The sequence below is a fragment of the Ectothiorhodospira shaposhnikovii genome (assembly GCF_022227765.1).
Taxonomy (GTDB): domain Bacteria; phylum Pseudomonadota; class Gammaproteobacteria; order Ectothiorhodospirales; family Ectothiorhodospiraceae; genus Ectothiorhodospira.
Map to the genome: position 1 here is coordinate 45,721 of NZ_JAJMLZ010000001.1, position 16,698 is coordinate 62,418.

12 protein-coding genes are annotated in these 16,698 nt (G+C 65.5%); 9 read left to right on the top strand and 3 right to left on the bottom strand.

Features of this window, described 5'->3' with window-relative positions; genetic code table 11:
* The first annotated feature begins 3 nt into the window (after positions 1-3).
* Complete coding sequence (locus tag LQD11_RS00215) at positions 4-813, top strand: ABC transporter ATP-binding protein (protein ID WP_238615734.1); 810 nt, start codon at positions 4-6, stop codon at positions 811-813.
* 37 nt (positions 814-850) lie between these two features.
* On the top strand, positions 851-2,197 hold the full coding sequence (locus tag LQD11_RS15795) for an ATP-binding cassette domain-containing protein (protein ID WP_238615735.1): 1,347 nt from the start codon (positions 851-853) through the stop codon (positions 2,195-2,197).
* 253 nt (positions 2,198-2,450) lie between these two features.
* On the opposite strand, the gene LQD11_RS00225 is transcribed toward LQD11_RS15795, so the two are convergent.
* Positions 2,451-4,169: a proline--tRNA ligase gene (locus tag LQD11_RS00225; RefSeq protein ID WP_238615736.1), complete on the bottom strand. Its 1,719-nt coding sequence runs from the start codon at positions 4,167-4,169 to the stop codon at positions 2,451-2,453.
* Positions 4,170-4,378: 209 nt separating this feature from the next.
* Between LQD11_RS00225 and LQD11_RS00230 the strand changes: the two genes are divergently transcribed.
* Together LQD11_RS00230 and LQD11_RS00235 are read left to right on the top strand one after the other, a co-directional pair.
* Positions 4,379-5,428: an efflux RND transporter periplasmic adaptor subunit gene (locus tag LQD11_RS00230; protein WP_238615737.1), complete on the top strand. Its 1,050-nt coding sequence runs from the start codon at positions 4,379-4,381 to the stop codon at positions 5,426-5,428.
* Positions 5,425-8,694 (top strand): efflux RND transporter permease subunit, encoded by a 3,270-nt coding sequence (locus LQD11_RS00235; protein ID WP_238615738.1) that lies wholly within the window; start codon positions 5,425-5,427, stop codon positions 8,692-8,694. The genes LQD11_RS00230 and LQD11_RS00235 overlap by 4 nt, the downstream gene beginning before the upstream one ends.
* A gap of 29 nt (positions 8,695-8,723) precedes the next feature.
* Here the strand turns inward: LQD11_RS00235 and LQD11_RS00240 are convergent, their stop codons facing one another.
* Entirely contained in the window at positions 8,724-9,575 is an 852-nt protein-coding gene (locus LQD11_RS00240) for an SDR family oxidoreductase (RefSeq protein WP_276315639.1), read from the bottom strand.
* Positions 9,576-9,585: 10 nt separating this feature from the next.
* Positions 9,586-9,963: a DsrE family protein gene (locus LQD11_RS00245; protein WP_238615739.1), complete on the bottom strand. Its 378-nt coding sequence runs from the start codon at positions 9,961-9,963 to the stop codon at positions 9,586-9,588.
* Positions 9,964-10,106: 143 nt separating this feature from the next.
* On the opposite strand from LQD11_RS00245, the gene LQD11_RS00250 reads away from it, so the two are divergent.
* The 5 genes from LQD11_RS00250 to LQD11_RS00270 all read left to right on the top strand — a co-directional run bounded on the left by LQD11_RS00250 (position 10,107) and on the right by LQD11_RS00270 (position 16,697).
* Positions 10,107-10,394 carry an FmdB family zinc ribbon protein gene (locus LQD11_RS00250; RefSeq protein ID WP_008931165.1) on the top strand — a complete coding sequence of 96 codons (288 nt, stop codon included), beginning with the start codon at positions 10,107-10,109 and terminating at the stop codon, positions 10,392-10,394.
* Between the two features lie 6 nt (positions 10,395-10,400).
* Positions 10,401-11,045 (top strand): DUF502 domain-containing protein, encoded by a 645-nt coding sequence (locus tag LQD11_RS00255; protein ID WP_238615740.1) that lies wholly within the window; start codon positions 10,401-10,403, stop codon positions 11,043-11,045.
* A gap of 91 nt (positions 11,046-11,136) precedes the next feature.
* Positions 11,137-12,915, top strand: a complete 1,779-nt coding sequence (gene aspS / locus LQD11_RS00260) for an aspartate--tRNA ligase (protein ID WP_238615741.1) — start codon at positions 11,137-11,139, stop codon at positions 12,913-12,915.
* 149 nt (positions 12,916-13,064) lie between these two features.
* Positions 13,065-15,965, top strand: a complete 2,901-nt coding sequence (locus LQD11_RS00265; RefSeq protein ID WP_238615742.1) for a molybdopterin oxidoreductase family protein — start codon at positions 13,065-13,067, stop codon at positions 15,963-15,965.
* A 36-nt stretch (positions 15,966-16,001) separates the two neighbouring features.
* A complete protein-coding gene (locus LQD11_RS00270; RefSeq protein ID WP_008931161.1) occupies positions 16,002-16,697 on the top strand; it encodes a 4Fe-4S dicluster domain-containing protein in 696 nt (231 codons plus the stop codon).
* Position 16,698 lies beyond the last annotated feature (1 nt).

Genomic DNA, 16,698 nt, shown 5'->3' on the forward strand with positions numbered 1-16,698 from the left:
AGCATGAATCAGAGCGTGCAACAGACCGAAACGTCCCGTGACGACACCGCCCGGCCGGCCCCTCTGCTGGAAGTCCGGGGCCTTGGCAAGGCCTTTGGCGGCGTCCATGCGGTGGATGACCTGAGCTTCCGGATCCTGCCAGGAGAAGTCTATGCGGTGATCGGACCCAACGGGGCCGGCAAGACCACCCTGTTCAATCTCATCACCGGCCTGTACCAGCCTGATCAGGGGGAAATCTCCCTTAAAGGTGAAGCGGTGCAGGGATTGCCACCGGAGCGCCTAGCGCGGCTGGGCATGTCCCGGACCTTCCAGAACCTGCAGATTTGCATGAACATGACCGCCCTGGAAAACGTCATGCTGGGCCGGCATCTGCATCTCAAGCGCAATTTCCTGGCGGCCCTGCTGCGCTGGCCCAGTCTGCGGGCCAGTGAGCGGACCTGCCGGGCGCAGGCGGAGGAACTGATCCGGTTCGTCGGCTGCGGCGACTATGTGGATGCCGATGCCGCCGCCATGCCCTACGGTGCCCTCAAGCGCCTGGAGATCGCCCGCGCCCTGGCCACCCAGCCCTCCATCCTGCTGCTGGACGAACCGGCGGCGGGGTTGAACTCCACCGAGACCGCCGCCCTGGAACAGCTCATCCGCAAGGTGGCGGCCGGCGGCATCACCGTGGTCCTGGTGGAGCACGACATGAAACTGGTGATGTCGATTTCCGACCGGGTGCTGGTGCTGGATTACGGCCGCAAGTTGGCCGAGGGCACGCCCCGGGAAATCCGCGACAACCCGGACGTGATCGCCGCCTACCTGGGCGGCTAGTTCCGACCACGTACCCCTCATTGCCAGCCGGAATCCCATGACCGAGCATCGCCACGATCCCCGCGAACAGGCCGTCCACATCATCACCCGGGAACATCTGAACCTGTGGCGCATCATCCTGTTGCTGGAGCGTCTGCAAAAGGATATCGATGATGAGGCCCAGGCCCCGGACGAGGTCCTGATCAACGCCATCCTGGACTATTTCGAGCACTTCTCTGAACGGGTGCAGAGTCGTCCCAACGAGATCCTGCTGTTCCAGTGCCTGCGGGCACGGGCCCCCGAGGGCATTCCCGCGTTGGACGAGCTGGAACAGGACTACCTCACCGCCCATGACGCCCTGCAGCGTCTGCGCACCCTGTTGCACGAGAGCCTGGACGACTGGCCGCGGGGCAGGGACCCCTTCATCCAGGCCATGTTCCGGTTCACCCAGACCCTGCGTCGCCACGTCCTGCAGGAGGAACGGGTGCTCATCCCCCAGGCCCGGGCATTGCTGGACGAGTCGGACTGGGAGCGGATCGCCCAGGCCAAGGATCAGTACGACGATCCCCTGTTCGGCGAGCGGGTACGGGAGGAGTTCAAGGAACTGCGCCACCGCATCATCAACATGGCCCCCGAGCACGTGGGCGGGCTGGGTATCGATCACCCCCGGCGCCTGGACCCGGCACCGGCCCGGGAGGCCCTGCTGGAGGTGCGGGGCCTGGTCACCTCCTATGGTCGTATCGAGGTGCTGCATGAAGTGGACCTGACCATCTGCCGGGGCGAGATCGTCTCCCTGGTGGGGGCCAACGGCGCGGGCAAGAGCACCCTGCTCATGACCCTGTCCGGTCTGCAGCCGGTGGACCGGGGCGGACTGGCCTACGCCGGGGCGGACCTGACCCGTCTGCCGGCCCATCAGCGGGTGGCCATGGGCATCGTGCAGGTGCCCGAGGGGCGGCAGGTGTTCCGGGACCTGAGCGTGCACGACAACCTGCGCCTGGGGGCCTTCACCCGCAAGGGTGGGGCGGAGGTGAACGAGGATCTGGAGCGGATCTACAACCGCTTCCCCATCCTGCGGCAGAAGCGCCATCAGCTGGCGGGGATGCTCTCCGGCGGGCAGCAGCAGATGCTGGCCATGGGGCGGGCCCTGATGGCCCGGCCCCGGCTGCTGCTGCTGGACGAGCCGAGCATGGGGCTGGCGCCCCTGATCGTGGAAGAGATCTTCGACATCATCCGCGAGCTCAACGGCGAAGGGATCACCGTATTTCTGGTGGAGCAGAACGCCTCCCAGGCCCTGGCCATCTCCGACCGGGCCTATGTCCTGGAAGCGGGCAGGGTGGTGCTGGAAGGCGCCGGCCGCGACCTGCTGGAGGACGACAAGGTCAAGGCGGCGTATCTGGGCATCTGATGCTGTTGAGGATCAGGCCGCGTCTTGCATGGCTGCAAGTTCATAAAGGCGTGAAGAATCAGCAGGCTGTCATCATGATCGGCGAGGCTGCTACCTATCCAGATATCTGATCCGTGGACTCCCGCTTTCGCGGGAGTGACGACCCGGTGAATTCCCGCCCGTCATTCCTGCCCCAGTCATTCCCGCGAAAGCGGGAATCCGGAGACGTGACAGAAAACCCTGGGCTCCCGCCGGGCGAGGGGGACGGCTGATGTCACCGCCCCAGCCGCTCCAGAAGGAACGGTTCCAGCGCCGCCATGGGGACCATGGTGGCCTCCGCATCCCGGCGGCCCTTGTACTCCACCTCGCCCGCATCCAGGCCCCGTTCGCCCAGCACGATCCGGTGCGGGATGCCGATCAGCTCCATGTCCGCGAACATGACCCCGGGCCGGGCGTTGCGGTCGTCCATGAGTACTTCGATACCGGCCGCCTGCAGGCGCTGGTACAGGTCCTCGGCGGCTTCCCGCAGGCGCTGGGACTTGTGAGCGTTGATGGGGCACAGGGCCACCTGGAAGGGGGCCAGGGCGGCGGGCCAGATGATGCCCCGCTCGTCATGGTTCTGCTCGATGGCCGCGGCCACCACCCGGGAGACACCGATGCCGTAGCAGCCCATGGTGACCACCAGGGAGCGGCCCTGCTCGTCCAGTACCGTGGCATTCATGGCCTTGCTGTACTTGTCCCCCAGCTGGAAGATGTGGCCCACCTCGATGCCGCGGCGGATCTCCAGGGTGCCCAGGCCGTCCGGGCTGGGGTCGCCGGCCACCACGTTGCGCAGATCCGCCACCGTGGGCAGGGGCACGTCCCGTTCCCAGTTGATGCCGAACAGATGCTTGCCGTCCTGGTTGGCGCCGGCGGCAAAGTCGCTCATCATCGCTACCGACCGGTCGACGATGCAGGGGATGGGCAGGTTGACGGGACCCAGGGAGCCGGGGCCGGCACCGATCACCGCGCGGATCTCCGCCTCCCCGGCCATGCGCAGGGGGGAGGCCACTTGGGGCAGCTTTTCCGCCTTGAGGGCATTGAGTTCATGGTCGCCGCGCACCACCAGGGCGATGAGCTGAGTGGCGGTTTCTTCCGAGGCGGCCACCACCAGGGTCTTGATGGTCCGTTCGACGGGCAGGTCATGGCCGTCGACCAGTTCCTGGATGGTACGCACGTTGGGGGTGTCCACCATGCGCATGTCCTCGGTGGGGGCGGGCCGCTCCCCGGTCGGGGCCACGGCTTCGGCCAGTTCCACGTTGGCGGCATAGTCGCTGCTGTCGGAGAAGGCGATGGCATCCTCGCCGGAGGCGGCCAGGACGTGGAATTCGTGGGACTTGCTGCCGCCGATGGCGCCGGTATCCGCATGCACGGCCCGAAAATCCAGGCCGCAGCGCTGGAAGATTCGGGAGTAGGCGGCATGCATCAGGTCGTAGGTCTGTTGCAGGCTCTCGGCATCGGCGTGGAAGGAGTAGGCATCCTTCATCAGGAATTCCCGCGCCCGCATGATGCCGAAGCGGGGACGGATCTCGTCCCGGAACTTGGTCTGGATCTGGTAATAGTTCACCGGCAGTTGACGATAGCTGTTCACTTCACGCCGCACCAGGTCGGTGATCACCTCTTCGTGGGTGGGGCCGAAGCAGAACTCCCGGTCATGGCGATCCCGCAAGCGCAGCAGTTCATGTCCGTACAGCTCCCAGCGCCCCGACTCCTGCCACAGCTCCGCCGGCTGCACCGCCGGCATCAGTACCTCCAGGGCACCGGCCCGGTTCATCTCCTCGCGCACGATGGCCTCCACCTTGCGCAGTACCCGCAGCCCCAGGGGCATCCAGGTATACAGGCCGGAGGCCAGGCGGCGAACGTAGCCGGCCCGCAGCATGAGCTGGTGGCTGATGACCTCGGCGTCGGCGGGGGTCTCTTTCAGGGTGGCCAGGGGAAACTGGGATACTCGCATGCGGGGGTGTCCGGATCATGATCTGTGGAAAGGGAATGGGATAAATTTACCATGAACGGGGGGCGGGGATGATTTTCCCGGGCCACGGGTGCCGTTCCGGGATGGCCGCCTTTTGATGACGCGCAATCCATGCTAAATTAGCGAAAACTAATATTCCATGGGCCCTCGGCAAGATGTCCGAAGGCACGATCCTCACGGAGATCCGCGTCATGATCCACTCAGGCCTGCGCCGGTTGTTCACCGGCATGCTTCTCATCTGGGCCGCGTCCGCCCTGGCCGCCCCTGATCCGGCCACCGTCCCCGCCACCCGTCACCTGTTGCCCGCCGAGCAGGTCTTCGATGGCCGGGTGGAAGCGGTGCGGCAGGCCACGGTATCGGCCCAGACCAGCGGCCGGGTCATGGAGGTCCTGTATGACGTGGACGATTTCGTGGAGGCGGGGGCGGTCATCATCCGTCTGCGGGACACCGAACAGCGTGCCCGTCTGGATCAGGCCGAGGCCGGCCTGCGGGAATCCCAGGCCCGCTTCAACGAGGCCCGGACCGAGTTTGATCGGGTACAGGGCATCTTCGAGCGCCAGCTCATCTCCCGTGCCGAGATGGACCGGGCCACCGCCGCGCTGGAAGCGGCACGAGCCCGCCTGGAATCCGCCCGCGCCGCCCGTGACGGCGCCCGTGAGGAACTGGACTATACCCAGGTGCGCGCCCCCTACGCGGGCATCGTCACCCGGCGTCATGTGGAAGTGGGCGAGAGCGTCAGTCCCGGTCAGCCGCTGCTGTCGGGCATCTCCCTGGAGTTTCTGCGGGTGACCACGGAAGTACCCCAGCGCTTCATCAACCCGGTGCGTCGGTATCAGAGCGCCCGCATCCTGCTGGAGGACCAGCCGCCGGTGACCGTCAGCCAGCTCACCTTCTTCCCCTATGCCGATCCGGCCACGGCCGCGTTCCGGGTCCGGGCCGAACTGCCCGATCGGACACCGGGCCTGTTTCCCGGCATGTTCGTGAAGGTGGCCTTCACCGTGGGCGAGCGTGAGACCCTGCTGGTACCCGCCTCGGCGGTGGTGCAGCGCAGCGAGGTCTCCGCGGTCTATGTGGTGGATGATCAGGGCCGTATCAGCCTGCGCCAGGTGCGCACGGGGAGAACGGAAGGTGACGGGCAGGTGGCCATCCTGGCCGGCCTCTCCGAAGGCGAGCAGGTGGCCCTGGATCCCGTCGCCGCCGGCGTGGCCCTCAAGACCCGGCAGCGGGAGGCGGCACGATGAACCAGGCTGCAAAGGACGCCGGCGCCATGGGGATCTCCGGGCGTATCGCCAAGGCCTTCCTGACCTCCCAGATCACGCCCCTGCTGGCGCTGGTGGCGTTGCTGATGGGGCTGTTCGCCATTCTGGTGACCCCCCGCGAGGAAGAACCCCAGATCAATGTCACCATGGCCAACGTGTTCATTCCCTTCCCCGGTGCCTCGGTGGAGGAGGTGGAGCAGCTGGTGAGCATCCCGGCCCAGCAGGTGCTGTCCGAGATCGAGGGCCTGGAGCATGTCTACTCGGTATCTCAGCCCGGCCTGTCGGTGATCACGGTCCAGTACCAGGTGGGGGAACCCCGCACCGATGCCATCGTGCGGCTCTACAATCAGGTCTTTTCCAATCAGGACTGGTTGCCCCAGGGGTTGGGGGTGGGGCAACCCATCATCAAGCCCAAGGGGATCGATGATGTGCCCATCCTGGCCTTCACTCTCTGGACCAAAGACCCTGCTCGGGGTGCCCATGAGCTGCTGCGGGTGGCCCACAGCCTGGAAACCGAACTCAAGCGGGTGCCGGGCACCCGGGACATCTACACCATCGGCGGTCCCGACCATGTGGTCCAGGTGCGGCTGGACCCCCAGCGGGTGGCCGGTTTCGGCCTGAGCCTAGAGGACCTGCGTCATGCCCTGCGGGCCGGCAATGTCTCCCGCGATGCCGGGGCGCTGGTGCGGGATGACCTGGAGATCCCCCTGCAGGCCGGTCGGTTCCTGTCCAGCGAGGCGGAGGTCGCCGCCCTGGTGGTGGGCGTCCACGAGGGCAGTCCCGTCTACCTGTCGGACGTGGCCCAGGTGCGTCAAGGGCCGGCCACGCCGGACAATTACGTGCGCTTCGGCTGGGGCGTGGGCGCCGGCAACGACTTCGTGCCGGGCCTGACCGAACCCGCGGTGACCATTGCCGTGGCCAAGCAGCCGGGGACCAACGCGGTGGATATCGCCGACCGGCTCATGACCCGCATGGAGCAACTCCGGGGTACCCATATCCCCGAAGGGGTGGAGGTCACCGTCACCCGCAACTACGGCGAGACCGCCGACGCCAAGGCCCGGACCCTGATCCAGAAGCTGATCCTTGCCACGGCCTCGGTGGTGATCCTGGTGTGGCTGGCCCTGGGCTGGCGGGAGGCCTTTATCGTCGGCACCGCGGTGGTCATCACCCTGGCCCTGACCCTGTTCGCCTCCTGGGCCTACGGCTTCACCCTCAACCGGGTGTCCCTGTTTGCCCTCATCTTCTCCATCGGCATCCTGGTGGATGACGCCATCGTGGTGGTGGAGAACATCCATCGCCACATGCAGATGGGCAAGAAGAAGCTGCTGGAGGCCATTCCCCTGGCGGTGGACGAGGTGGGCGGTCCCACCATTCTGGCCACCTTTGCGGTGATCGCGGCCCTGTTGCCCATGGCCTTCGTCTCCGGGCTGATGGGGCCTTACATGAGCCCGATTCCCATCAATGCCAGCATGGGCATGCTGCTGTCCCTGGCGGTGGCCTATGTGGTGACGCCCTGGATGACCTACAAGCTATTGCGGCGTCAGGCGGAACAGCAACCCCCGGCACACGGGGGCAAGGGTCATGACGGCGGTGAGGCCGCCGCCGGCTGGATGCAGCGGGGTTCCGAGGCCATCCTTGGACCCTTCCTGCGGGGCAAGGGGGCGCGGATGCGCCGTTGGGGCCTCTACGGGAGCATGGTGCTGTTGATCCTGGGTTCCGTTTCCCTGGCCTATTTCCAGGTGGTGGTACTCAAGATGCTGCCCTTTGATGACAAGTCCGAATTCCAGGTGGTGGTGGACATGCCTGAAGGCACCAGCTTGGAGCGCACCGCCTGGGTGCTGCGGGAAATGGGCGAATACCTGGCCACGGTGCCGGAAGTGCGGGACTACCAGGTGTATGCGGGCACCGCCTCGCCCATCAACTTCAATGGTCTGGTGCGCCAGTACTACCTGCGGGAGGGCGGACATCTGGGGGATATCCAGGTGAATCTGGTGGATCAGAAGGAGCGTCGTCGCCAGAGTCACGAGATCGCCCTGGGCGTGCGCGGTCCCCTGCAGGAGATTGCCATGCGCCACGGCGCCGCCCTGAAGGTGGTGGAGGTGCCGCCGGGGCCGCCGGTGCGTGCCCCCATCGTGGCGGAGATCTACGGCCCCGATTACGAAGGTCAGATCCGGGTGGCGCGTCAGGTCAGGGCCCTGTTCGAGTCCACCGAGGGTGTGGTGGATGTGGACGACTCGGTGGAATATCCCGGTCCGCGCCTGATCCTGGAAGTGGACCGGGAAAAGGCGGCCCGGCTGGGTGTGGCCCAGGACCAGATCGCCCACGCCGTGGACACGGTGATCCGGGGCGAGGACGTGAGCTTCCTGTTCGGTGCCGGGGTCAAGTACGCCGTGCCCATCCGGCTGGAGTTCGCCGCCGCCGACAAGGCGGAGCTGGACACCTTGCTGGCGTTGCGGGTACGGGCCAGGGACGGTGCCCTGGTGCCTCTGTCGGAGCTGGTCAACGTGGTGGAGACCACCCGGGAGCGGTCCATTCATCACAAGGACCTGCTGCCGGTGGTCTATGTCACCGGCGACATGGCCGGGCGTCTGGACAGTCCTTTGTACGGCATGTTCGACCTGTTCTTCCAGTTGCGTGACCAGCCCCTGGCCCTGGACCGTCCTCTGGATCAGTACTTCATCAGTCAGCCGGAGGACCCTTACGTCTACAGTCTGAAGTGGGACGGGGAGTGGCAGATCACCTATGAGACCTTCCGCGACATGGGCCTGGCCTATTCGGTGGGGCTGGTGCTCATCTACCTGCTGGTGGTGGCCCAGTTCCGTTCCTACGTGGTGCCGCTGATCATCATGGCGCCGATCCCGCTGACGGTGATCGGTGTCATGCCCGGTCACGCCCTGCTGGATGGGCTGTTCATGGACGCCAAATTCACGGCCACGTCCATGATCGGCATGATCGCCCTGGCGGGGATCATCGTGCGCAACTCCATTTTGCTGGTGGATTTCATCAACCAGGAAGTGGCCCGTGGCGTGGCCCTGGAGGCGGCGGTGATCCGGGCGGGGGCGGTCCGCACCAAGCCCATCGTGCTCACCGGTCTGGCGGCCATGATCGGCGCCGGGTTCATCCTGACCGATCCCATCTTCAACGGCCTGGCCATCTCCCTGATCTTTGGGGTACTGGTCTCCACGGTGCTCACCCTGTTGGTGATCCCGGTGCTGTACTACAGCTATCTGAGAGGACGCACGGGCTGAAGCGGGGCCCCACCGCCCCTCCCGGAACCCTAACGGTTCTCGCCTCTGGACACTGCCATCAATATCCGGTCCAGCCAGCGCGTCGGCAGGATACGCCGCAGGGTGCCGAACAAATGCGTGGGTACCGTCACGTAGTACCTGGCCCGGGGGCGGGGGCTTTCCAGGGCATGGATCAGTTTTTTCACCACCGCCTCCGGGGGCAGGGTGAAGGGAGCGGCCGGCCCCGGCTTGGTCAGACGCCGTTCCGCCGCCTGGTATTTGTCCCGGAAGACGCTGTTGTCCCGGTCGATGTGGGCCAGGAAGGCCTGATGGGCATTGGCCCGAAAGCGGCTGGTGATGGGACCGGGTTCGATCAGGGAGACGTGTACGCCGCTGCCGTGGAGTTCCATGCGCAGGGTGTCGGTGAGTCCTTCCAGGGCAAACTTGGAGCCGGTGTAGGCACCGCGAAAGGGCAGGGCAATCAGGCCCAGCACCGAGCTGTTCTGCACGATGCGCCCCTCGCCCTGGGCCCGCATCACCGGGATCACCCGGTTGGTCAGGTCCAGCCAGCCCAGCACGTTGGTCTCCAGCTGTTTGCGCAACACCTCCCGGGACAGATCCTCCACCGCCCCCGGTTGACCGTAGGCGCCGTTGTTGAACAGACCGTAGAGTCGTCCGCCGGTGGCGGCGAGGACCGCCTCCACAGCGGCGGCGATGGACTCCGGATCATCCAGGTCCAGGGGCAGGGCCTCGAAGCCCTCCTGTTGCAGACGTTCCACGTCTTCCGCTCGCCGGGCGGTGGCAAACACCCGAAAACCTCGTTCCCGCAGCATTCGGGCGGCGCAATGGCCGATGCCGGAGGAACAGCCGGTGATGAGCACGGATTTAGGGGATGGATTCAAGGCGGATCTCCTAATACGTCAGCACCACGACCCCATCCTCCACCGCTTCGCCGATGAAGGCCCCGCCGCCGCGCCTGCCGTCCAGCTCCGGGATGGCATTGTCGTCATTGAGCTCGTGCTCCTCCATGGCGCCGGCACAGGCATAGAACTTCACCCCGGCCTCGTGGGCGTCCCGCATGAAGTCATAGACGGACTTCGTCCGCTGCTTGCCGGTGTAGAGGTTCTCCGCCACTCCCTGCTTGAGCAGCTGGGTGGTCTCGGCCGCGAAATAGACCTCCACCTCCAGATCCATGGCCGCCGCCACGGCGGCCTGGAAGAAGGGCGCCCCCAGGGTCCCTGGGGCCTTGAGGCTGGTGTTGAGAAGCATGATGATGACCTTGTCTGCCATGGTGTCCTTGCCTCGTGAAAATGAGGACTGGAAATTTTCCCGGACGTCCCCATATGCAACCAGGCACCATTTCTCCGGTGCCGTGAAACACTTTGCGGATATAATCCGGACCTGTCCAGATTTCTGCCCCTGGGGTATTGACCATGCCGATCTACGAATACGAATGCAATGCCTGCGGCCACCGCCTGGAGGCCATCCAGAAGTTCTCCGACGCCCCCCTGGTGGATTGCCCCGAATGCCACGGTGCCACCCTGCAGAAGCAGGTTTCGGCCCCCGCCTTCCGTCTGGGCGGCAGCGGTTGGTACGAGACCGACTTCAAGAACGGCAACAAGAAGAACCTCAAGGATGACGGCAAGGCCCCGGCTTGCGGCGCCGACGGCAAGTCCGGCGGTGGCGCCGACGCCTGCGCCGCCTGCAAGGCCGCGAGCTGATCCGCCTTGAACCCCATCTCCACAGGACCGTTGCATACCTTCCGGCGCTATCTGATCGCCGGACTGGTGGTCTGGGTGCCCTTGATCACCACCGTGGTGGTGATCAAGTTCATCGTCGACATGATGGATCGCACCCTGCTGCTGCTGCCGCCGCCCTGGCGACCGGAAAACCTGCTGGGCTTCACCATCCCGGGCTTCGGCATCGTCGTTGCGCTGGTGATCGTCTTTCTCACCGGTCTGGTGGTGGCGAACCTGGTGGGGCGCAAGCTGGTGGATCTCTGGGAGGCCATCCTGGCCCGGATTCCCCTGGTGAGCACCATCTACTCGGCGGTGAAACAGGTGATGGAGACCCTGTTCGGCGCCGGCGGAGACTCCTTTCGCAAGGTGCTGCTGATCGAATATCCCCGCAAGGGGATCTGGACCCTGGGTTTCCAGACCGGCAGCGGCATGGGCGAGGTACAGGCCCGCACCGAGCGGCAGGTGGTGAGCGTGTTCGTGCCCACCACCCCCAACCCCACCTCGGGTTTCATCATTCTGGTGCCCAGGGACGAGGTGATCGAACTGGACATGAGCGTGGAGGACGGCCTCAAGTTCGTCATGTCCCTGGGGGTGGTGGTGCCCCGTTATCCTCCCAAGGGGAAGTCGGGCTGAAGGCCCGCCGCCCGGGCGTTTACTCCGGCGCATCGTACCCCTTACCATTAGCCGTTTTCCCCAGAACCGAATCAACCAGCGAAGGCAAGACATGCGTACTCATTATTGCGGCACCGTCGATGAATCCCTGCTCGACCAGGAGGTGACCCTGTGCGGGTGGGTCAACCGTCGCCGTGACCATGGGGGCGTTATCTTCGTCGATCTGCGGGACCGGGAGGGTCTGGTGCAGGTAGTGTTCGATCCGGATCGGGCCGAGGTGTTCCGGACCGCCGAGCGGGTTCGCAGTGAATACGTGCTGCAGGTGCGCGGCAAGGTCCGCCGTCGTCCGGAGGGCACGGTCAACACCGATCTGCGCACCGGCGCCATCGAGGTGCTGGGCACCGAACTGACCGTGCTCAACGCCGCCGAGACGCCGCCCTTCCAGCTGGACGAGGACGAGGTGGGCGAGGAAACCCGCCTGCGCTACCGCTACATGGACCTGCGCCGTCCGATCATGCAGACCCGCCTGCGCATGCGCGCCCAGGTGACCGGGGTACTGCGTCGCTTCCTGGAATCCCACGGCTTCCTGGACATCGAGACCCCCATGCTCACCAAGGCCACCCCCGAGGGTGCCCGCGACTACCTGGTGCCCAGCCGCACCCACCCCGGCAGCTTTTTTGCGCTGCCCCAGTCGCCCCAGCTGTTCAAGCAGCTGCTGATGATGTCCGGCCTGGACCGCTACTACCAGATCGTGCGCTGCTTCCGCGACGAAGACCTGCGCGCCGACCGCCAGCCGGAATTCACCCAGCTGGATATCGAGACCTCCTTCATGGATGAAGAGGCCATCATGACACTCATGGAAGAGATGGTGCGCGAACTCTTCGCCCAGGTGCTGGAAGTGCCCCTGCACACCCCCTTCCAGCGTATGACCTATGCCGAGGCCATGCACCGCTACGGTTCCGACAAGCCGGATCTGCGCATTCCCCTGGAGCTGGTGGATCTCACCGACGTGATGGCCGAGGTGGAGTTCAAGGTTTTCTCCGGCCCGGCCAAGGATCCCAACGGTCGGGTGGCCGCCCTGCGCCTGCCCAAGGGCGGCGAGGTATCCCGCAAGGAGATCGACGACTACACCAGCTTCGTCGGTCGTTACGGTGCCAAGGGTCTGGCCTATATCAAGGTCAACGACATCAACGCCGGGCGCGAGGGGTTGCAGTCCCCCATCCTCAAGTTCCTGCCGGATACGGTGGTGGTGGAGATCCTCAACCGCACCGCTGCCGAGGACGGCGACCTGATCTTCTTCGGCGCCGACAAGGCCCGGGTGGTGAATGAGTCCCTGGGGGCGCTGCGGGTCAAGCTGGGCCACGACCGGGGCCTGGTGGAGCGGGGCTGGCGGCCCCTGTGGGTGGTGGATTTCCCCATGTTCGAGCTGGACGAGAAGGAAGGCCGCTGGGTGGCCCTGCATCATCCCTTCACCGCGCCGCGCACCGACGATATGGCGGCCCTGTCCGAGAATCCGGGCCAGCTGGTCTCCCGCGCCTACGACATGGTGCTCAACGGCACCGAGGTGGGCGGCGGTTCCGTGCGTATCCACAACATGGCCATGCAGCAGGCGGTGTTCGGTCTGCTGGGCATCGGCGAAGACGAGGCCCGGGAGAAGTTCGGCTTCCTGCTGGATGCCCTCAAGTACGGCTGCCCGCCCCACGGCGGCATCGCCTTCGGTCTGGACCGTCTGGTCATGCTCATGACCGGTGCCCAGTCCATCCGTGACGTCATGGCCTTCCCCAAGACCCAGACCGCCGCCTGCCCCCTGACCCAGGCCCCGGCCCCGGTCAGCGAAGCCCAACTGCGGGAACTGGGTATCCGGTTGCGGCAGACCGAAAAACCGGTGTAAGCATTTCCCGTGGGAGCCGGCCTGCCGGCTCCCACGGGCTTATACCTGAATCAAAAACTTCCCTTTGAGTTGACCCCCTCAAAACCGCACACTGTCCGGGTTCCTGCTAAAAGGAATCCATGAAGATTCACTCAAGACAGGTGACGGGCATGACCGCATTACCCGCGTTCGAAGACCACGACCGGCAGCAGACCCGGTACACCACCTGCTATATGTGCGCCTGCCGCTGCGGGATCAAGGTCACGGTGGAAAATAATCAGGTCCGCTTCATCCAGGGCAACCGCAACCACCCGGTCAACAAGGGGGTGCTCTGCGCCAAGGGCAATGCGGGCATCATGAAACAGCAGTCTCCCGCCCGCCTGCGATATCCCATGCGCCGCAAGCCGGGTAGCGAGCGGGGCAGCGGCGAGTTCGAACCCATCTCCTGGGACGAAGCCCTCGATCAGCTCACCGAACGTCTGGCCCGTATCCGCGCCACCGATCCCAAAAAGCTGGCCTTCTTCACCGGGCGGGATCAGATGCAGGCCCTCACCGGCCTGTGGGCGGCCCAGTTCGGCACCATCAATTGGGCCGCCCACGGCGGTTTCTGCTCCGTCAACATGGCCGCCGCCGGCCTCTATACCATGGGCCATGCCTTCTGGGAGTTCGGCGACCCGGACTGGGAGCGCACCAAATACTTCATGCTCTGGGGCGTGGCCGAAGACCATGCCTCCAACCCCATCAAGGCCGGTATCGACACCCTCAAGCGCCGGGGCGCCAAGTTCGTTTCCATCAACCCGGTGCGTACCGGCTATCAGGCGGTGGCGGATGAATGGGTGCCCATCCGTCCCGGTACCGATGGCCTGCTGGCCCTGTCCATGGTCCACGTCCTGCTGCGCCATGACCGCTTCGACTGGGACTACCTGGTACGCTACACCAACGCCCCCTGGCTGGTGGTGGACACCCCGGGCCAGAAGGGCCACGGCCTGATCCTGCGGGACCGGGACGGCAACCCTCTGGCCTGGGACCTGGAACTGGGGGATGTGGTGGACGCCTCCCTGCCGGAGATCCAGCCGGCCCTGTTCGGCGACTACATCGCGCCCGACGGCCGTCCCGTGCGCACCGTCATGAGCCTGCTGGCGGAGCGCTATCTGGACGACGAATACGCCCCGGAAAACATCGCCCCACGCTGCGGCGTGCCCGCCGAGCAGATCGAGCGACTGGCCCTGGAAATGGCCCATGTGGCCTTCAGGGAGAGCATCGAGATCGAATGCGAATGGACCGATGCCTACGGTCGCACCCATGATCGTTTCGTGGGTCGTCCCGTGTCCATGCACGCGATGCGCGGCATCTCCGCCCATTCCAACGGCTTCCAGACCTGCCGGGCCATCCACCTGCTGCAGATCCTGCTGGGGACCATCGACGTGCCCGGCGGCCATCTGTCCAAACCGCCCTATCCCAAGCACATCCCCCCGGGCATCAAGCCGGCCCGGGACATGGCACCCAACACACCCCTCAAGCGTCCGCCCCTGGGTTTTCCCACCGGCCCCGAGGATCTGGTGATCGATGCCGAGGGCAATCCCCTGCGTCTGGACAAGGCCTATTCCTGGGACGCCCCCATGGCCAATCACGGCCTCATGCACATGGTCATCACCAACGCGGTGAAGGGGGATCCCTATCCCATCGACACCCTGATGCTCTATATGGCCAACATGTCCTGGAATTCCACCATGAACACCGCCCAGGTGATGGACATGCTGCGGGAGAAGGGGGAGGACGGGGAATACAGGATTCCGTTTCTGGTGGTCTCCGACGCCTTCCACGCGGAGATCGTCAATTTCGCCGATCTGGTGCTGCCGGACACCACCTATCTGGAGCGCCACGACACCATTTCCATGCTGGATCGGCCCATCTCCGAACCCCACGCGGCGGCGGATTCCATCCGCCAGCCCATCCTGGAGCCGGACCGGGACGTGCGTCCCTGGCAGGAAGTGCTGGTGGAACTGGCGGGTCGGTTGGGTTTCCCTGCCTTCACCACCGGGGACGGCGCCCGCCGCTACACGTCCTACCAGGACTTCATCGTCAATTTCCAGAAAGAGCCGGGCATCGGTTTTCTGGCCGGCTGGCGCGGTGCCCAGGGTCAGAACAGCCTGCGGGGCGACCCCAACCCGAACCAGTGGCAGGAGTACGCGGATCATCAGTGCTTCTTTGTCCATCACCTGGAAGACAGTCAGAAATACTACCGATTCTGCAACCGGGACTATCTCGAACTGGCCCGCCACGCGGGCTGGGTGGGATCCACCGACCCCATCGTCCTGGAGCTCTATTCCGAGACCCAGCAGCGTTTCAAGCTGGCGGGGCAGGGGTTGTATGACGGCCCCATGCCGAAGCGGCCGGAGCACAAGGCCCGTCTGGTGAACCATTTCGATCCGCTGCCCATCTGGTACGCCCCGCTGGAGCAGGGCAGGGTGGACCTGGAGGCCTATCCCTTCCATGCCATCACCCAGCGTCCCATGTTCATGTACCACTCCTGGGACTCCCAGAATGCCTGGCTGCGCCAGATCTGTGCCCAGAATTTTCTCTATATGAACCGGGGCCGGGCGGCGTCCATGGGCATCGCGGACCAGTCCTGGGTGTGGGTGGAATCCCACCATGGGCGCATCCGGGTGCAGGTGAAGCTGATGGAGGGGGTGGAGCCGGATACGGTCTGGACCTGGAACGCCCTGGGCAAGCAGTCCGGGGCCTGGGGACTGGCGCGGGATGCGGACGAATCCCGCAAGGGTTTCCTGCTCAATCACCTGATCTCGGAGCTGCTCCCGCAGCGGGGGGACGGGCTGGACAACGTGACCAACTCGGACCCGATCACCGGGCAGGCCGCCTGGTATGACCTGCGGGTCAGGATCACTCCGGCCAAGCCGGGAGAGGTCGGTGCCTGGCCCCAGTTCGAGCCGGTCAGACCGCTGCCGGGGATGCCCGATTCACCGGATCAGGTGCGATACCAGACCCATCGGCGGGTGAACCTGCGGCGCAGTCTGTGGGATGTGCTGACCCGTGGGAAGGGAAGGGCGTGATTGTGTTGTGCGATTTTGTTCAGGAGTACCCGATACATGCGACTCGGCCTGGTGATTGACCTGGACACCTGCGTGGGCTGTCATGCCTGCGCCGTGGCCTGCAAGCAGTGGAACACCTCCGGCACCACGGGGCCGTTGACCGATGAGTCCCCCTACGGGGCCGCCCCCAGCGGCGTATGGTTCAACCGGGTGCGTCACTACGAAGTGGGCGACTACCCCCATACCAAGACCGTCAACATGCCCCTCTCCTGCATGCACTGCGACGATGCCGCCTGCGTCACGGTCTGTCCCACCGGGGCCTCCTACAAGCGCGGGGAAGACGGCATCGTGCTGGTGGATCAGGACAAATGCATGGGTTGCAGCCTCTGCGCCTGGGCCTGCCCCTACGGCGCCCGGGAACTGGATCCCCGGGACGGGGTGATGAAGAAGTGCACCCTGTGCATCGACCGCATCTACGATGACGCCCTGGCGCCGGAGGACCGTCAGCCCGCCTGCGTCATCACCTGTCCGGCCCATGCCCGACACTTCGGTGACTTCGATGACCCGGACTCCACCGTGAGCCGTCTGTCCCGGGAGCGGGGCGGGCGCAAACTGATGCCGGAACTGGGCTACGAGCCCACCAATACCTATCTGCCGCCCCGCAGCGCCCCGGCCGTGCCCACGGCGGATGTCCGGCGCGGCAGTCTCATGTCCAGCGTGAAGGACTGGGTCAACAAGGCCATTGCCAGGTGAA